Origin of the sequence: Acinetobacter sp. YH1901134, assembly GCF_013416965.1 — a bacterium.
GTDB lineage: Bacteria > Pseudomonadota > Gammaproteobacteria > Pseudomonadales > Moraxellaceae > Acinetobacter > Acinetobacter amyesii.
Window position 1 is genome coordinate 33,148 of the sequence record NZ_VPEW01000021.1, and the last position, 18,036, is coordinate 51,183.

The following is an 18,036-nucleotide window of genomic DNA, read 5'->3' on the forward strand; positions in this document are numbered from 1 at the left end:
GCAAATCAAAAAATAAAAAAGGTGTTGACTTGCAACACCTCTAAAGATGAACCAATTTTAATACATCTGGCTCGCAGATGCATCTTTTTTGCCGTTGAAAATGTAATCAGTTTTTCTTGGAAGTGCTGTCACGCTTGAGTAAGCACAGACAAGCGAGGGCAATCAGTCCAATTTTCAACGCTGTTTTTCGTCTCGGTCGAGCCGTTTTATGCTTTGACATACGCACATTGTCCAAACACATAGGTGGCATGGATATTACGATCATCACCCATCAGCATCAGAGCAAATAAAGCATCTTCCAGATTTTTGGCACGTTGTTGACGTAGGGCTTGTAAAGCCGTGGCATTTAAATCGAGCACCACAAAATCTGCTTCTTTGCCCAAATCAAAGTTTCCAAGTTTGTCCTCTAGATCTAAGGCTTTTGCCCCCCTAAAGTGGCATGGTACATCGCTTCAAATGCGGACAGTTTATCGCCTTGAAGTTGTTGAACTTTGTAGGCTTCATTGATGGTTTGTAGTTGGTTAAATGAAGTACCTGCACCAATGTCTGTACCTAAGCCGACTTTCACCTGTTTTTCCCATGTTTTCATTAATGGAAATAAACCACTGCCTAAGAACAAGTTCGAGGTTGGACAAAACGCAATGGCAGAGTTGGTCTGATGCATACACTCCCACTCGGCATCTTCCAAATGCACGCAGTGCGCAAACACGGAACGTGATCCGGTCAGACCATAATGATGATAAACGTCTAAATAGCCGTTTTGCTCAGGGAATAATGATTTGACCCACGCTATTTCATTTTTATTTTCACTCAAATGTGTATGCACATAAACATCAGGATACTCGGCTTTTAGCTCCCCTGCCCGTGCCAATTGTTCAGGCGTTGAGGTTGGGGCAAAGCGAGGCGTGATGGCATACAGGTTACGGCCCTTGCCATGCCACTTTTCGATGAGTGCTTTGGAGTCGTTGTAGCCACTCTCAGCTGTGTCACATAATGCTTCAGGGGCATGTCGATCCATCATGACCTTACCGGCAATTAAGCGCATCTGATGCTGTTCTGCAGCTTTAAATAAAGCATCGACCGATTGTGGATGAACGGTACAAAAAACAAGAGCTGTTGTGGTTCCGTTTTTGAGTAACTCGTTTACAAAGAACTGTGCAATTTGCTCTGCATAAGCCGGATCTTCAAATTGGATTTCGGTTGGGAAGGTATAAGTATCAAGCCATTCCAGTAGCTGTTCACCATAAGCCCCCATCATTTCCGTTTGTGGATAATGAATATGAGTATCGATGAAACCCGGAACAATCAATTGATCAGGATAATGCTGTACTTCAACCTGATCTGGGAGATGGTGTTGGCCCTCAGACCATGGACCGAACCATTGAATTTTTCCGGCTTGCGTAATTAGCAAACCATCTTCGAAATAGCGCACTTGGTCGTGAATTTCACGTGCTTGGGCAACTGTATTCTGAATATCTAGAAAGCGACCACGGATCGCTGTAGATGCGATAACAGAAGACATGACATACCTGCAGTTTAGAATTTTTTCGGTTGATTGTAGCCCAATTTGGTTCAAAATACCGTTAGAGTAATTGTGAAAATGTGTTCTAAAAAATAGAACACCTGTTTATAAGTGATTCTGTTTTTTTGTTCATTGTATTTGATTTGAATAATACAAAAGCATTGAGCTGTATACATTACATCGATGAATGAATAAAGACCATGAGTCGCAACGCTTGCTATATTGATCTCAAGAGCGCCCTTTAAAAAACGATAATGAACCCTTTAGTGAACATGAGCTATTCAGACCAATTAAAGCATAACCTGCTTCAGCATCAAGGCATCATGCAGATTTTACATGCCCTGTATGCCATAGATACACAGGCTTATTTGGCCGCAGGCGTGGTTCGTAATTTGATTTGGTCACAGCGACATCAACAACTCTATGTACTGGAAGGCACAGAAGTCGATGTGATTTATTATGCGGAACATGATGATGGAACACAGGGTCACAAGATCCAAAAACAGATGCAGTTGAATTTTCCTCACATTCATTGGGATGTTACCAACCAAGCGACAGTACACCAGTGGTATCGCTTGGAAAATGGTGAGCCGATACAGGCGCTCAAGTCGATTGAGCATGCCCTATCGTTGTGGCCAGAAACTGCTACTGCCATCGCTGTTAAATTGGATGATCAACAACAAATACAGCTGATTGCTCCTTTGGGCTTAGATGATTTATTTGAATTAAATGTCCGCTGGAACCCACGTTTAGTCAGTCAGGCGACTTTTTTGCAGCGTGTGCAGCAAAAACAATTTTTACACCGCTGGCCGAAACTCAAACTCTTGATGACGCCTGAAGCTTAGCTCATGGCTTTGCTACAGAATAAAAAAAGCCTTCTCGAAAGAAGGCTTTTAATCATCTAAGTGTTTTAAAGCATGGTTTCATGGTACTTCTTGCTGTGTCGGATCGATAACCACGCGGTGATGGTTAAGGTCACCACAATAAAGCCGAGTGAAATCCAAATTGGCATGTGGAACACATCGAGCAACAGCATCTTAGCGCCAATAAATACCAGGATAATGCCCAGACCATATGGTAAGTAATGCATTTTCGATGCAGCACCGGATAAGAGGAAGAACATAGCACGTAGACCTAAAATCGCCATTAAGTTTGCAGTCAGTACAATGAATGGGTCAGAGGTAACTGCAAAGATTGCTGGGATTGAGTCAACCGCAAAAATTACGTCCGATGCTTCAACCAAGATCAACACTAAAAAGAGCGGCGTTGCCCACAAGACACCATTTTGACGAACGAAGAATTTATCTTCATGTATTTGAGGAGTAATACGCATGTGTTTACGTAGCCACTTCAAAATCGCCATATCTTCGATATCTTTATCTTCTTCGTCTTGGCCTTTAAGGAATTTAAAGCCGGTATACACTAGGAATGCGCCGAAGATGTACAGTACCCAAGAGAATTCTTGAACGAACCATGCCCCAATAAAAATAAAGATGGTACGCAGTACAATTGCACCAAGGACACCGTAGAGCAACAGTTTACGTTGCAAAGCCGGTGGAATGGCAAAGGCAGCAAAGATCATGAGCCAGACAAAAACGTTATCAATTGCGAGTGATTTTTCGAGCAGATAACCAGCGAAATATTCCATGACTTTGGTGTTTGCAACAGCGACACCAGCGGTTTGCTGTAAGTAGAGCCACAATGCACCACCGAATAAGGTAGCCACAGAGACCCATGCAATACTCCAATAGGCAGCGGTTTTGACTTTGATTTCTTGGCCTTTGTTATTTTTAAAGCCTAAAAAGTCGATGAGTAGCATGATGGTGACTAAACCGAAAAATGCCAGATATAGCCATAAAGAGCCAATCGTTTCCATGTGTATTCTCCACATCTAACAACCAGCCATAAAAAAAACTCGACCAGTTGCCAGACGAAATAAAACGCCTGAGGCAACATGATCAAGGTCTTGCCTACATCGTACTGTAATGATTTTCAGCAGCGATGCTCAGATACCGACTTTTTGCAAAGTGTAATGACGATATTCTGACACGTAAAACAAGGTTTACGTTTGGAGGAGGCTACTCCCCTTGTTCAAATTTTGTTTTGGACACTGTCCAAATATGCGGCAAAGCATGACAGTTTTTAGTTCAAAGTGCAATCAGCAATTTACGAATTCATTTAATGTGCCACAGGAGGGTTAAAATCACCACGGTGTACCAACGCTAAGGCTAAAAGTGTGCCGATCACCGCGATGATTCCTCCGATCACGCCAATATAACTCAAACCGAAATGTACACTGACCATGCCGCCCAAGAGTGCGCCACCGCCAATGCCGACATTATAAAGTCCTGAATAGATAGCCATGGCGACATCGGTGGCGTCGGATGCGAGATGTAGTGTCTTTGACTGTAATGCGAGACTAAATCCAATGATACTCATGCCCCATAGTAGGCACACGGCACTCACACCTGCAAAACTCAAAGAAACAGGCAGCAACAGCAGCATGGATAAAGCCAGTGTGGCCGTACTCAAAGGAATCGCAACTTTAGGATATTTCCCACCAAATTTTCCAAAGAGATAAGAACCTAGAAAGCCTGCTGCACCAAAAATTAATAACAAGGCTGTGGTTTGCATGGAGCTGAACGCAGCAATGTTAAGTGAAAACGGCTCGATATAGCTATATGCAGTAAATTGCGCACTAATCACGATAATGGTTAATACAAACACCATCATTAAGCTCGGACGGCGAATAAACTGTTTTAGGCTGCTCAGCGAACCTGAGTTTAAACTCGGTAATATCGGCAGTGTTTTGGCTAAAATCAGGCAAACGATACTGGCGCCAATGCCAATCAGAGCAAAGGTATTTCGCCAACCATAGGCTTCTCCGACCATACGCCCAAACGGAATACCGAGAACCATCGCCAAAGCTGTGCCTGTGGCCAAAAGCCCCAAGGCTTGAAATTCTTTGCCTTTCGGTGCAACACGAACTGCCAGCGACGCAGTAATTGACCAAAAAAGTGCATGCGAAAAAGCAATGCCAATTCGACTGAGCAATAAAGTATTAAAGCTCCATGCGAAATACGACAGAACATGGCTGATAATAAACACCATAAATAAGCAAATCAGGAGTGATCGACGTTCAATATTTTTGGTCAATAACATGATCGGCAAAGAAATCGGCGCAACCACCCATGCATACAGCGTAATCATGATGCCGACATCGGTCGCGGCTAAGCTAAATGTTTTGCCAATATCGCTGAGCAACGCGACAGGTACAAATTCAGTGGTATTAAAAATAAATGCTGCGAAAGCCAAAGCAATCACAGCCGTCCAAGAGCCAGAAGAAGCCGTTTCGGAGGGAGAGGCAGACATGAGTGTCTTCAAATAAATAAAGTGGCTTATTTTACTATGCTCTATACACAAGCAGGAACCGATTTAAGCCCTGTGCATGCGGTTTAAATTAATACAAAAACAACAGAGTTGACCTGCATTACATGCCAATTTATAAAAAAATGGAGGAAATTAAGATGTTTGTGCAACAAGATGATGATCAAAAAAAAGGGGCTTTTTTTGTTGAGCAAGATGGGGAACGTTTGGCAGAGATGACTTACTCATGGGCAGGCGATGATAAATTTATTATTGATCATACCGATGTCAGTGACAGCTTGCGAGGACAAGGTGTTGGACGACATCTCCTCGATGCAGCAGTGAATTTTGCTCGGGAAAAGAACGTGAAAATTATTCCACTCTGCCCTTTTGCAAAATCTGTATTTGATAAAGATGAATCGATTCGTGATGTTCTACGCTAATACGCTAAATTGTATAGCGTGATGTAGATTAATCATTTGGATAAATAAAAACAGCCTGATGGTATAGCGATCAGGCTGTTTTTATTTGAAATCTAGCTGTGAAATTGAATTAATATCGTGATTTATACAGCGATACAACCAAACATGTTGCAATAATCAGCAATACAAAAATGGCGACGAGATAAAGGTCCATAATAAAAATATCCGGCAATTGTGATTTAATTGTTTTTTAATTAATGTGAAAGGTGTACAAGTTTATTATCACCTACAGTTGAATATAGGTCGTTTAAGTTCTGTACCAATCACTTTCTCGTTTGTTACACGGTGTATTTTTTCATAAAAAGGAAGAAAAAACAGTGACTATACAACATCAAGATAACGGTCAAAAAGGTGAATTTTTTCAGTTAAATGCTGAGGGTGAACGGCTCGCAGAAATGAGTTATCTATGGCGTGATGAACATACCATTGTGGCAAATCACACGTGGGTAGATGATTCATTGCGTGGGCAAGGTATGGCTCGAGTGTTATTGGATCATTTGGTGGAATTCGCTCGTGATAAACGCTTAAAGATTATTCCAACTTGTTCTTATGTTGATGTGATGTTTCGTAGAGATAAAACCCTTGCCGATGTTCAAGCCTAAAAAAGCCCGCCATGCGGGCTTTTCTATCATTATGAATTTTTTAAAAAATTTAAAAGCTAAGTTGTATTTAATTGAGCTTTAATTTTAACAGCGTTGAAGGTGCTTTGAAAAGATTTGGCCAAAACTGCAATAAGATCGAGCAGCTTGATATCCCTAAAAATAAGCTTAAACACATGATATTTAATAATGCAAAGTCATTCAGTACAAAATAAATACTGCCAATAGTCATCATCATTAGTAAATAAATGAGATAGTGAGGAATCGCAGTACGCAGTGTTATTCCTAAAATAAATGAGCAAATAACGACATTAAAAAAATCTGAAACGCCAAAATTATTCAGTATGATCAAAGCAGCAAAATATACACAAGTGATCGATAAAAAAATGAGTAAATTTTTAAGCATGGTCGGCCTCTTTATTCATCTTCAAATGGAAATAATTTCATTGTTTTAATATGTATAAGTTTAAAAAAATGAAGGTGATATCGGTATACGTGATCTTGGTTTTCTGTTGTAAGTTAAAAAGCACATTTGATTAAAAAATATACAAATATTTACTCATCCTGTAGAAATTTCTACGTTAAAATCGTGCAAATACTTTAAGAATAAACACAATGATACAACTCTGTTATGCCAGTACACGTGTAGAACAACAATTTGATTTAATACAAGATTTAAGTGATATTTTGGTGAGAGCCCGCAGCTTCAATACCGAACAGCGTATTTTTGGCGTGCTGTACTATGCCGAAGGCCGGTTCTTCCAATGCTTGCAAGGTGAGCAAGCGGCTCTCGAACAGCTTTTTCAGCATATTGCGAAAGATACTCGCCATCGGGATATTGTGCGTTATCCTGATCAAAATATTGATCAAATCGATTTTTCAAAATGGTCGATGAAATATGTCAACCGACATAGTGAAATTGCTAGTTTGTTTCAGCGCTTTGGACATTCAAGCTTTCAACCCGACGTGCTCAATCTAGAACAAATTCAGGCGTTTTTAACGACATTGTTAAGATTAGAGAATGTTGAACAGCCGATTAAGCTGGATTTAGGCTATAAAAATCGAGGCTATCAGCATTATTTTTAAGCTGAGTGTGAATAAAAAAAAAAGCCCGCGCAGCGGGCTTTTTTTATTTTATCTAGTGGGTTTAGGCTTTTAATGCACTGATCAACTTCTGATGTAAACCACCAAAACCGCCATTCGACATAATCACAACAGCATCGCCCTCGCCTGCCTCGCTTACGATGGTTTGAATGATCTCATCCAGTGAACGAGCCACCACAGCTTTATTCGCAGCAGCTTCAATCACAGGTTGTAAATCCCAATCCAAACCTTCAGGTTGATACCAAATCACTTCATCTGCTAAGCGTGCAGAATGTGCAAGCCCATCTTTATGGCTACCCATACGCATAGTGTTCGAACGCGGTTCAATTACTGCCCACAATTTACGCTCACCGAGACGCTTACGTGCACCTTCCAGTGTGGTATCAATGGCAGTGGGGTGATGAGCAAAGTCATCATAAACCTCAATACCACGAACTGTACCCAGAAGTTCCATACGACGTTTCACACCACCAAAATTAGATAATGCTTCACAAGCTGTTTCAATCGACACACCAACATGCTCTGCTGCGGCAATCGTCGCCAAAGCATTGGCTACACTATGTTGGCCGGTCATGTTCCATTTGACTGAGCCCTTCACTTCACCGTGTTGTAAAACATTGAAATGTGAGCCATCAGCAGATAACTGTTCTGCATACAATTCAGATTTGTCATTGGCATCTAAAGATGTACGCACCACAGGTGTCCAGCAGCCCATTTCTAAGACTTCATCAATATTGGTTTCTGTAATGGGCGCAATGATACGGCCTTCACTTGGAATAGTACGCACTAGATGATGGAATTGCTTTTGAATCGCAGCCAAGTCTTCGAAGATATCGGCATGGTCAAATTCAAGGTTATTTAAAATCGCTGTTTTAGGATGGTAATGCACAAACTTAGAACGTTTGTCGAAGAATGCCGAATCATATTCATCGGCTTCTACACAGAAATATTGACCACCGCCTAAACGTGCGCTTTCACTAAAGCCTAAGGGTACGCCGCCAATCAAGAAACCCGGGTTTAAACCCGCTTGATCGAGCACCCATGCCAACATGGTTGTGGTTGTGGTTTTACCATGTGTGCCTGCAACACCTAAGACATGTTTACCTTGTAGCACGTGGTCTGCAAGGAACTGTGGACCAGAAATATAAGGCAGGCCTTCGTTCAGCATGTATTCCACTGCATCAATGCCACGTTTCATTGCATTGCCGACAATCACGAGATCTGGGTGTGGTTGAAGGTGGCTACGGTCATAGCCTTGCATTAAGGTAATGCCTGCATTTTCCAATTGGGTAGACATTGGTGGATAAACGTTTTGGTCTGAACCCGTGACCTTATGTCCTAAATCGCGCGCCAAGAGCGCCAATGAACCCATAAAGGTGCCACAAATACCCAAGATATGCAGATGCATTCGTTCTAACTCCACTGCTTTTATCGACACATCACTTTGTTATTGTGGTGTTGTCATTATAGATTTGGTTGAAAAGGTTAATTTCATTTGAGAGCAACCATAGCAAGGGTCTTAGCGAAAAGATAGATTTTTTTGTATGAGATCGTGCAAAAAGATTGAGCTCGCAACTGATCAAATGTGCGCAATTTTTTGAGGATAAAAACACGGAAAATAGGCGCGAAATCGTGATGAAAAACGTACAATAAGCGCAATTTTTTGCGATCTTGATTGCTTATGTCACTTGCCCTGTTTTTATTGATTATTTCCAACTGTTTTATGACTTTGGCCTGGTATGGGCATTTGAAGTTTTTACATGATGCCCCGCTTTGGCAAGCGATTTTATTTGGATGGGCGATCGCGTTACTCGAATACAGTTTTATGATCCCAGCAACGCGGCTGTTGGCCAAACATGGGTGGTCTTTGGGTCAAATGAAAATCACACAAGAAGTCGTGACGCTATTGGTCTTCGTTCCATTTATGATTTTCCTTTTTAAACAGCCCTTTAAATTGGACTATTTGTGGGCAGGTTTATGCCTTTTTGGATGTGTCTATTTCGTATTTCGCAGTGCTTAACTGATCCAATGCTGCATGGCTCTGATCAATTAAGTGAGGCGTGTTTGCAGGCATTATTGAGTATTTTAGTGAATTTACTGTCTTGTGGAGTGGAATCTTCAAAGTCAAAGGCATAATCACTCTCATTGGTTAGTACAGTCTTTGACCGTCTGCTTCAAAGTCCATGAGTGCAAAACCAAAGCTTTGGTCATCACAATACACACGATATTCTGAAATTGAATACATGTTATCACGGCCATCATCTGCTTTGTAATAGCCTTTCATCTTGACCGACTCACGTTCATCAATGATCGATTTTCCGGTGACTAAAAATTTTTCGTGGATGTAGCCATTACTCTTAATTTGGCCGTTATAGTCTTTTTGTTGCTGTAAAAGGTTAAATTCTTTCACAAATTGGTTCGTATTGAGTTGAACGAGTTGGGCAAAACTTTGAGAGCTTAGGGCTAGAGTAAGTAGGATAAAGATCTGTTTCATATTTAAAGGGTTGTTATAAATATTGATTTAATAAAAGTTTTTATAAAATTGAAAAAAATAAAAATATTTTCATCAAAATATTATGGAGTTTTCTTTTAAAGACAACCGTTAAATTTTATTGAGATGAATTTTCAGTCTATAATATGGGGCTCTTATTAAAGCTTGGCTCTAGTCGAGATTTACTCTCTCTTACTTTAATCTCTGGAAACATTGCAATGAATGCGGCCGCTTCACAAGACACTCCTCTCGTTGGAATTATCATGGGTTCTCAATCGGATTGGGCAACGCTAGAAAACACTGCCAATATGCTGAAACAGCTTGGCGTCCCATTTGAAGCGGAAGTTGTATCTGCACACCGAACTCCAGATCGATTATTCGAATATGCTGAAACCGCACGTGATCGTGGTATTCAAGTGATTATTGCCGGTGCTGGCGGTGCAGCGCATTTACCAGGTATGTGTGCAGCCAAGACTGACCTACCTGTACTTGGTGTACCGGTAAAATCATCAATTTTAAACGGCGTGGATTCATTGCTGTCTATCGTGCAAATGCCCGCAGGTATTGCAGTTGGTACTTTGGCGATTGGCCCAGCGGGTGCGACCAATGCAGCGATCATGGCGGCACAAATTTTAGGTTTAACACGTCCTGAAATTGCAAAGAATGTTGCAGATTTCCGTGCTGCGCAAACCGATAAAGTGGCGAGTAAAAATATTCCGGGTCAAGCTTAATTAAGGGGCATTTCTCATGGATAAAACCATTGGTATTTTTGGTGGTGGCCAGCTTGGTCGCATGATGGCGCAAGCGGCATTGCCTTTAAACATTCAATGCACCTTCTTTGAAGCGAGTACCGACTGCCCTTCTGCAGCGCTGGGTCCAGTGATTTCGACTCAAGCTGAAAATGGTTTGCAAGATTTCATTCAGAGCGCAGATGTTTTCAGCTTAGAGTTTGAAAATACTCCGTTAGCAGATGTTGATGTGTTGACCAAGAACAAAGCATTGCACCCACCGCGCCAAGCTTTAGCGATTGCACAGCATCGTTTGTCCGAAAAGGCTTTGTTTGATGAATTGGCTATCCCAGTTGCACCTTATAAGGCCGTGACATCTTTCGAGGGTTTACAAGCTGCTGTTGCTGAGTTGGGTTTACCCATCGTACTGAAAACATCGCGTGGCGGTTATGACGGTAAAGGTCAATTTGTGCTACGTAGCGCTGAGCAAATGGATCAAGCATGGGCTGAACTAGGCCCTGCAGGTGAATTGATCGCGGAAAGCTTTGTAACCTTCTCACGTGAAGTCTCAATCATTGCGGTGCGTGGTCAAGATGGTGATGTGAAAACATGGCCATTGGCGGAAAACCACCACCACAACGGCATTTTGTCGCATTCGATTGTGCCTGCACCAAACAGTGCAGACTTACAACCAGTTGCGCAAGATTACATTACTCGCCTGCTCAATCATTTGAATTATGTCGGTGTTTTGACGCTAGAGCTGTTTGTGACGGATAAAGGCTTATATGCCAATGAGATGGCGCCACGTGTGCATAACTCGGGGCATTGGTCGATTGAAGGTGCAGTGTGTTCACAGTTTGAAAACCACATTCGTGCTGTAGCAGGTTTGCCTTTGGGTTCGACTGAAGTTGTTCGTCCAACGGTCATGGTAAACATCATTGGCCAACATCCGAAGTCTGAAGATGTATTGGCACTGAATGGCGCGCATTTGCATCTGTATAACAAAACAGAGCGTGAAGGCCGCAAAATCGGTCACATCACTTTAATGCCGAACGATACTGCTGAATTAACAGCTTTATGCCGTGCTTTGGTGAAAATTTTGCCGAATCCACTGGCACTTAGCGAAGATATGACCATTTAAACCATAGTTTGAATGATAAAAAAGCGGTCATGCACATGGCCGCTTTTTTTATTGCTGTAGTTCGGGCATCATTGCGCCTCTTTGCAAAATCACACCGTTTATCGCTGAAACGATAAGAAACTATTGATCATAAAGTGTTCGTTCGTTTATAAATATTCTGCGTTAATCTTCGTATTATTTTTTGTGTATCAATAGCCTGTGATGTGTGAATCAAAATCAAAAAATAACCAAAGCGTTTTGAATTTAAATTGTGTTTTTGAATTCAAACTATGAATTTGAATTCAAAAAATCCTATGCCAAAAACAATGAATTCAAAGTTTATGAATTCAAATTTGAAAAAATGAATTCATTTCTCTGTGTTTAAATTTAAAAATTTGAATTTAAAAGTTGCTCAGACTTATTGGATCTATAGGGAGTATATTTTAAAACCTATAATATTTTGATTATTAATAATAAAAATGAATTTTTACCCCATTTTGCATTTGTGGATAATTTTTTATGCATGCAGTTTATTTTTGAATTTAAAAGTTTTGAATTTAAATTTAAACCGGTGTTTGGTTTGTAGTGAATTTAAAGTTGGGTTGTGGATAACTACTTTTGAATTCAAATTTTAAAAATGAATTTAAATAAGTAGAAAATATGAATTTAAATTTACGTTTTGAACCTTTAACTTTTGCTTTGAGCTGCTATTGTTAAAGCAACAATTTAAATTCAAAAAAGATCTAGGGTATGAAGCATCACTTAGGATTTGTTTTCGGGACTGCTTTATTGGCAATAACTCAGGCAAATGCCGAGTTGATTATTAATGGTCAGTCTGTCAATTCGTCGAGCATGCCTACAACCAGCAGCATTTCACCACAAAATAACTTTCAAGGTTGTTTAGCCAATTTGCGCTCGCAAGCAATGAATGCTGGTGTGAGTGCATCCACTTATGATCGCTATACACAAAATTTAACACCTGATTATTCTGTGATTGAAAAGCTCAACTATCAGCCTGAGTTTTCAACTCCGATTTGGGACTATCTGTCCGGTCTGGTAGATGAAGAGCGTGTACAACTGGGTCAGCAGAAATTGGCGCAGCATCGTGATGTATTAAACCGTGTCGCAGCGGCTTATGGTGTGCCTGCTGAAACCGTGGTCGCGGTTTGGGGTGTGGAGAGTAATTTTGGTGATATTGCGGGTAGCTATCCTTTATTACAGTCATTGGGCACTTTAAGTTGTGAAGGACGCCGTCAAAGCTATTTCCGTGGCGAGTTTTTTGCAGCCATGCGGATTTTGCAGCGTGGTGATTTAAATGAATCACAATTGAAAGGTTCATGGGCAGGTGCATTTGGTCATACCCAATTTATGCCGAGTACCTATGAAGAACTAGCCGTGGATTTTGATGGTGATGGCCGCCGTGATTTGGTGTCGAGTACCACGGATGCGTTGGCATCTACAGCCAACTTCCTGAAAAAGCGTGGTTGGCAAACTGGTCAGCCGTGGGGCTTTGAAGTAAAAATTCCCGAAGGAATGTCGATCAGTGGTGAAAGTCGCCGTAATAAAAAATCCTTGGACAGCTGGATGAATCGTGGTTTGCAGCGTGTCGATGGTACACCGTTAATACAAGGTAACCTTTCTGGATCGAGCCAAGCAGGTTTAATGGCACCGGCTGGGGCAAGTGGGCCTGTGTTCTTGGTGTTTAAAAATTTCGATGCAATCTATAGCTACAATGCCGCAGAGAGTTATGCATTAGCGATTGCGCATTTATCCGATCGCTTGCAAGGCAAGGGTGGCTTTAGTACGACATGGCCAACCGATGATCCTGGGACTTCACGTGCGGAACGACGAGAGATTCAACAATTTTTACTTAACCGCGGCTATGACATCGGTAAAGTTGATGGATTAATTGGAGATAAAACCCGTCAAGCCATTCGACAAGAGCAAAATCGACTGGGTTTAAGTCCAACAGGTCGGGCGGGACAGCAGATTTTACGGGCATTTCGTAATGAGCATGCCAAGGCAATGATGAATTAAGTTTGAGCTATGCTTTTTATATAGTAGTCAATATATATAAAAGCTTGTCTATATAAAAAAGGTCTGCAATTGCAGACCTTTTTTATATGTTTTTGATTCTTAAACCGCAGTGATTGTACCTAAGATACGATAGCCAGCAGCACCCGTCACACTTGGTAAATTTGCACTAAGCTGATTGACAAAGCGCATCGCCAACCAAGCAAAGGCTGTGGCTTCCACCCATGTTGGGCTTAAGCCTAAATCTGCGGTACTTTGTACCGTCCATTCATGTTTACGTAAACGCCAGCGCAGTTGCTCTAATAGGTGCGAATTGTATGCACCACCACCGCATACATAGACTTCACCAGTATCCATATCAGAGCGGTAAATGGCTTTTTTAATGGCACGTGTGGTGAGTTTCATTAAGGTTGCTTGAATGTTTTCTGGTGTATCTTCGAGTTCGTCATATTCGAGATCTCCACGCCAATCGAGAATCTGTTCATCTAACCATTCTAGATTGAAGTCTTCACGACCTGTGCTTTTTGGCGGTTCTTTAGAGAAAAACTCATGTGCTTGTAAGCGCTCGAGCAGACTGCGAATAGGTTGACCATAAGCTGCCCAGTTCCCATTTTCATCATAGGGTTGACCAGTATAACGTTCGCACCAAGCATCCATTAAAATGTTAGCTGGACCTGTATCAAAGCCATACACGGCTTCAGGTTGACCTGCAGGCAACATGCTAACATTGGCAATTCCGCCCAAGTTCAAAATCACACGGTGAATGGTGTCATGTTGGAAAAGCGCTTGATGAAACGCAGGAACTAAAGGTGCGCCTTGACCACCTGCAGCCATATCACGGCGGCGGAAGTCTGAAATCACAGGGATTTTAGTGAGTTCGGTAATAATATTGGGGTCGCCAATTTGCAGGGTAAAACCATGTTCAGGACGGTGGCGGATGGTTTGACCATGTGAGCCAATCGCCTTGATTTGACTACGATCTAGCTCATTCTTCTCGATCAACTCATTGATGCCATGACCGATCATTTGAGCTAAAGCAACGTCTGCCTTACCCATGCGATCAATTTCGTTATCATCAGGCAAGGTGAGGGCCATCAGTTCATCACGAAGGTCTGGGTCAAAGGGAAGTGTGAGCGTCGCATGAATCTCTAAAGGATCAAAAGAAGCAGCAACAATATCGACACCATCCATGCTCGTGCCGGTCATTACCCCAATGTAGATCGCTGTCATGATGATTCTTAAGCCTGCAATGTGCTGAAAAAGTGTTAGTATATCGCACAAATTGTATAACTGATCTATTTGGATTTTGTGATGTCAAATTTCCTGCCGGCTGAAGAACAACTTGCCCTCATCCAACGAGGCACACATGAGATTATTTCTGAAGAAGATCTTCTTAAGAAATTAAAGCAGAATCGCCCATTAAAAATTAAAGCGGGTTTTGACCCGACTGCACCTGATTTACATTTAGGTCATACGGTTCTGATTAATAAATTAAAAGTTTTCCAAGATTTAGGTCATGAAGTTTACTTCCTGATTGGTGACTATACAGCCATGATCGGTGACCCAACGGGTAAGAGCGCTACACGTCCACCGTTGTCTCGTGAAAAAGTTTTAGAAAATGCTAAAACTTATCAAGAACAAGTATTTAAGATTCTTGACCCTGCGAAAACTAAAGTTGTGTTCAACTCAGAGTGGTTTGGTCAAAAAACTGCTGCTGACTTGATTCAGTTAGCTTCACAGCAAACTGTGGCACGTATGTTGGAACGTGATGATTTCACTAAACGTTATAACAGCCATCAACCGATTGCGATTCACGAATTTTTATATCCATTGGTGCAAGGTTATGACTCAGTTGCGCTAGAAGCGGATGTAGAGTTGGGGGGTACAGACCAAACCTTTAACTTGCTGATGGGTCGTACATTACAAAGCCGTTATGACCAAGAGTCTCAAGTGTGCATTACTGTGCCGATTCTTGAAGGTTTAGACGGCGTAAATAAAATGTCTAAATCTTTGGGTAACTATATTGCAGTCTTTGATGCACCGGGTGCGATGTACCAAAAAGTGCTTTCAATGCCAGATGATTTGATCGAACGTTACTTTGACTTGTTGAGCTTTAAATCGATTGAAGAGATTCAACAGTTGCTCAAAGAAGTGGCTGAAGGTCGTAACCCACAAGAAGTGAAGAAAATTCTTGCACTTGAATTGGTTGAGCGTTTCCATGGCGCAGAAGCTGCAGCAAATGCGCACAAAGGTGCAGGTAACTTGATTACTGAAGGTGAACTTCCAGAAGGTACACCAGAAGTGACCATTTCTCGTGGCGCATTTGGTGGTGAGATTTTCATTACTTCTATTTTGCGTGAAGCGGGTTTGACTAAAAATGCTGCTCAAGCAAAAGATGCAATTGGTCGTGGTGCAGTGAAAGTGGATTGGGAAGTGGTTGATGCAGGTTATGCTGTGTCAGAAAACAAAACTTTGATCATCCAAGCGAGCAAAAAAGCAATCGCAAAAGTAACTTTTACCGACTAATAAATTCTTGAATTTTTAGTTAAGTTATTGAATTAAAAGCAGGCTTCGGCCTGCTTTTTTTTACCAATTAATATATTAATAATATAAATAAGCAAATTCAAAAAAAACCTTATAAAAACAACACTTAAATTTTGCCAAATGTGTTGCATTTCTTGAATTTTATGTATAAGATTTATTCATCTAGAGAGATATATACCATCTAGAGGGTACATAATCATAACTCCACTTTTTATAAGTCTCTTCCCCAAGGGACTCTTTTTTTAGTGAAGTAAACAGATAACTATAATAATTACACGATGGATCGACTAAAGATTCAATTCTAAGGGAAAGATTTTGGGAGAGATCTTTCCCTTTTTTATTTGTAAAATTGAAGTATTCCTTTCAAAAATCACATTCATTTCTGTATTAAAGATTTTAATCGCGCCAGAAAAAAAGCCCGATTCAATCGAGCTTTAAAATGTCTTTACTTAGATAGATGTTCATGGAGCTTTAAAATGTCTTTACTCAGATAGATGTTCATTGAGTTTTATTTTAGGGCTTAGGGCCAAATTGAATGAAGCTTAATTTAGGTAAAATCCGCTTGACTAAAGTCCCGACTAAAAGTGCGGTAATAATGGTGCCTTCACGGACTCCGATGACTTGATGTAAGACCAGCCAACTGCTGATAACCGCAATACTGACCAAGACAATGTCGCCATATGTTTTACAGTTGCCAAAATCAAGGCGATAACGAACAGCAATGGCTTGATAGAGGCCTTCTGCGGCCAAGAGGACTAGACTGGCTTTGACCACTAAGCTCACACCTAAAGCAGTAATCAGGCAACTTGCCAAGCAAGCCAGGAGTTGAAGTGGGTAACATTCTATGCTCCAGCCTTGGGTGAGCCACATTAAACCGTCAATAAATGCACCAAACAAAATTCCCACGGGTAATTGCAACCACTGTATCCACTGAAAGCGTGATTTTAAGATCAGCATTTGCAGCAGTATCATGATGATGTGCATTAATACTGTTAATGTGCCGACGGTGAGTGGAAAGATATAGCTAAAGCTGTAAGGCACCGAAGAAATAGGGGATGTCCCTAAATTTGAATGTATAGAGAGTACGACACCAAAAGCCAATAATCCTAATCCGCTTAATAGTAAGAATAAGCGTGGAAAAAACTGTGTTGGCATCCTGCACCTAAAAAATAAAAAGAGTGTACGTGAAATGCAGCCTGCGCTCTATGCGTCTAAAGCCCAAAAATAGTGGCTTTTTATGACTGTGATCGTTAATAGTGATTATTCAAATAAATAGGCTGTATTTTTATCAGCAAAAATGACTAAGCATGTAATTAAAATGATTTTTGCAAAAACAGGCCTTATGGAACAATGGTCAAAAATCAAAAAAGAGCAACAACATGGCGTATTACAATACCGATAATCATGATGAACAGATCGATCGAATCTTGAGATATTTATTTGACTACCAAACCAAACAGCATAAACGAGCATTATTTTGTGAGGCGCGGCAACAATTACATGATTTGGATATCGCAGCACAGTACCAACTATTCGCATTGGTAAGAGAACAACTCCCTAGACGTGCAAAGCTGCTATTTTCTGCCGAGGATTTCAGTGGAAAGCAACAAGTCATCTTGGAAGTCATGCAACATTTAGCATATGAACGTTAAAAAAATGCTTGGAAATATAAAAATGCATGCTAAAAAATGCCTATGAAGCTTGAATCGGTGTGATGACAGAAAAAATGATGTGCTTTGAAGAATAAAAGTAGACTAATGATTAATAAATAATCAAAGCTACTTTTATTAGACTTAAAAGTGCTGAAAAAGATTTGCTAGATATAAGAAATTTACTTAATTAAATATCGACTATTTGCTAAAAATTTATAAAAAATGCTTAAAAAATAGGTATAAATGCAATTTTTTTAGCAAAAACGCTTATAAAAAATACATACGTGAAAAATATAGTGAATTGGGGGTTGCAATGATTCTGAAATGCTCTAGAATGCACCCCATACCGACGAGATAGACGGAAACGAACAAAACGCGAAGCGTTGAGTTGTTA

Annotated in this window: 16 protein-coding genes and 1 pseudogene; 10 read left to right on the top strand and 7 right to left on the bottom strand. The window is 40.8% G+C overall.

The window, feature by feature from the left end:
• Window positions 1–206: 206 nt before the first annotated feature.
• Window positions 207–1,522, bottom strand: a pseudogene (guaD, locus tag FTV50_RS15385) (guanine deaminase).
• A gap of 272 nt (window positions 1,523–1,794) precedes the next feature.
• Between guaD and FTV50_RS15390 the strand changes: the two are divergent.
• The gene (locus FTV50_RS15390) at window positions 1,795–2,367 is read left to right on the top strand and encodes a nucleotidyltransferase family protein (protein ID WP_257223938.1); all 573 of its coding nucleotides are present in this window, start codon (window positions 1,795–1,797) and stop codon (window positions 2,365–2,367) included.
• Window positions 2,368–2,432: 65 nt separating this feature from the next.
• Here the strand turns inward: FTV50_RS15390 and FTV50_RS15395 are convergent, their stop codons facing one another.
• Both FTV50_RS15395 and FTV50_RS15400 read right to left on the bottom strand, forming a co-directional pair.
• Window positions 2,433–3,398: a TerC family protein gene (locus FTV50_RS15395; RefSeq protein ID WP_180024971.1), complete on the bottom strand. Its 966-nt coding sequence runs from the start codon at window positions 3,396–3,398 to the stop codon at window positions 2,433–2,435.
• Window positions 3,399–3,700: 302 nt separating this feature from the next.
• On the bottom strand, window positions 3,701–4,894 hold the full coding sequence (locus FTV50_RS15400; protein WP_180024972.1) for a sugar transporter: 1,194 nt from the start codon (window positions 4,892–4,894) through the stop codon (window positions 3,701–3,703).
• 122 nt (window positions 4,895–5,016) lie between these two features.
• On the opposite strand from FTV50_RS15400, the gene FTV50_RS15405 reads away from it, so the two are divergent.
• The 3 genes from FTV50_RS15405 to FTV50_RS15415 all read left to right on the top strand — a co-directional run bounded on the left by FTV50_RS15405 (window position 5,017) and on the right by FTV50_RS15415 (window position 7,055).
• The gene (locus FTV50_RS15405; RefSeq protein ID WP_373683696.1) at window positions 5,017–5,331 is read left to right on the top strand and encodes a GNAT family N-acetyltransferase; all 315 of its coding nucleotides are present in this window, start codon (window positions 5,017–5,019) and stop codon (window positions 5,329–5,331) included.
• A gap of 314 nt (window positions 5,332–5,645) precedes the next feature.
• Window positions 5,646–5,972 (top strand): GNAT family N-acetyltransferase, encoded by a 327-nt coding sequence (locus FTV50_RS15410; RefSeq protein ID WP_180024973.1) that lies wholly within the window; start codon window positions 5,646–5,648, stop codon window positions 5,970–5,972.
• Window positions 5,973–6,584: 612 nt separating this feature from the next.
• On the top strand, window positions 6,585–7,055 hold the full coding sequence (locus FTV50_RS15415; protein ID WP_180024974.1) for a BLUF domain-containing protein: 471 nt from the start codon (window positions 6,585–6,587) through the stop codon (window positions 7,053–7,055).
• A gap of 61 nt (window positions 7,056–7,116) precedes the next feature.
• Here the strand turns inward: FTV50_RS15415 and mpl are convergent, their stop codons facing one another.
• Window positions 7,117–8,481: a UDP-N-acetylmuramate:L-alanyl-gamma-D-glutamyl-meso-diaminopimelate ligase gene (gene mpl, locus FTV50_RS15420; RefSeq protein WP_180024975.1), complete on the bottom strand. Its 1,365-nt coding sequence runs from the start codon at window positions 8,479–8,481 to the stop codon at window positions 7,117–7,119.
• Window positions 8,482–8,754: 273 nt separating this feature from the next.
• On the opposite strand from mpl, the gene FTV50_RS15425 reads away from it, so the two are divergent.
• Window positions 8,755–9,093, top strand: coding sequence for a DMT family protein (locus FTV50_RS15425; protein ID WP_078189529.1), 339 nt, complete (start codon window positions 8,755–8,757; stop codon window positions 9,091–9,093).
• 129 nt (window positions 9,094–9,222) lie between these two features.
• Here FTV50_RS15425 and FTV50_RS15430 read toward each other — a convergent pair whose 3' ends face one another.
• Complete coding sequence (locus FTV50_RS15430; protein ID WP_180024976.1) at window positions 9,223–9,567, bottom strand: hypothetical protein; 345 nt, start codon at window positions 9,565–9,567, stop codon at window positions 9,223–9,225.
• A gap of 215 nt (window positions 9,568–9,782) precedes the next feature.
• Between FTV50_RS15430 and purE the strand changes: the two genes are divergently transcribed.
• The 3 genes from purE (at window position 9,783) to FTV50_RS15445 (ending at window position 13,449) form a co-directional block, all read left to right on the top strand.
• Window positions 9,783–10,295, top strand: a complete 513-nt coding sequence (gene purE / locus FTV50_RS15435; protein ID WP_078189531.1) for a 5-(carboxyamino)imidazole ribonucleotide mutase — start codon at window positions 9,783–9,785, stop codon at window positions 10,293–10,295.
• Window positions 10,296–10,311: 16 nt separating this feature from the next.
• Window positions 10,312–11,433: a 5-(carboxyamino)imidazole ribonucleotide synthase gene (locus tag FTV50_RS15440; RefSeq protein ID WP_180024977.1), complete on the top strand. Its 1,122-nt coding sequence runs from the start codon at window positions 10,312–10,314 to the stop codon at window positions 11,431–11,433.
• 729 nt (window positions 11,434–12,162) lie between these two features.
• The gene (locus FTV50_RS15445) at window positions 12,163–13,449 is read left to right on the top strand and encodes a lytic murein transglycosylase (RefSeq protein ID WP_180024978.1); all 1,287 of its coding nucleotides are present in this window, start codon (window positions 12,163–12,165) and stop codon (window positions 13,447–13,449) included.
• Between the two features lie 99 nt (window positions 13,450–13,548).
• On the opposite strand, the gene FTV50_RS15450 is transcribed toward FTV50_RS15445, so the two are convergent.
• Window positions 13,549–14,676 (bottom strand): anhydro-N-acetylmuramic acid kinase, encoded by a 1,128-nt coding sequence (locus FTV50_RS15450; RefSeq protein ID WP_180024979.1) that lies wholly within the window; start codon window positions 14,674–14,676, stop codon window positions 13,549–13,551.
• A gap of 63 nt (window positions 14,677–14,739) precedes the next feature.
• Between FTV50_RS15450 and tyrS the strand changes: the two genes are divergently transcribed.
• Window positions 14,740–15,972, top strand: coding sequence for a tyrosine--tRNA ligase (tyrS, locus tag FTV50_RS15455; RefSeq protein WP_171262600.1), 1,233 nt, complete (start codon window positions 14,740–14,742; stop codon window positions 15,970–15,972).
• Between the two features lie 531 nt (window positions 15,973–16,503).
• On the opposite strand, the gene FTV50_RS15460 is transcribed toward tyrS, so the two are convergent.
• Complete coding sequence (locus FTV50_RS15460) at window positions 16,504–17,145, bottom strand: YitT family protein (protein ID WP_180024980.1); 642 nt, start codon at window positions 17,143–17,145, stop codon at window positions 16,504–16,506.
• 224 nt (window positions 17,146–17,369) lie between these two features.
• Between FTV50_RS15460 and FTV50_RS15465 the strand changes: the two genes are divergently transcribed.
• Window positions 17,370–17,642, top strand: a complete 273-nt coding sequence (locus FTV50_RS15465) for a hypothetical protein (RefSeq protein WP_180024981.1) — start codon at window positions 17,370–17,372, stop codon at window positions 17,640–17,642.
• The last annotated feature ends 394 nt before the right edge of the window (window positions 17,643–18,036 follow it).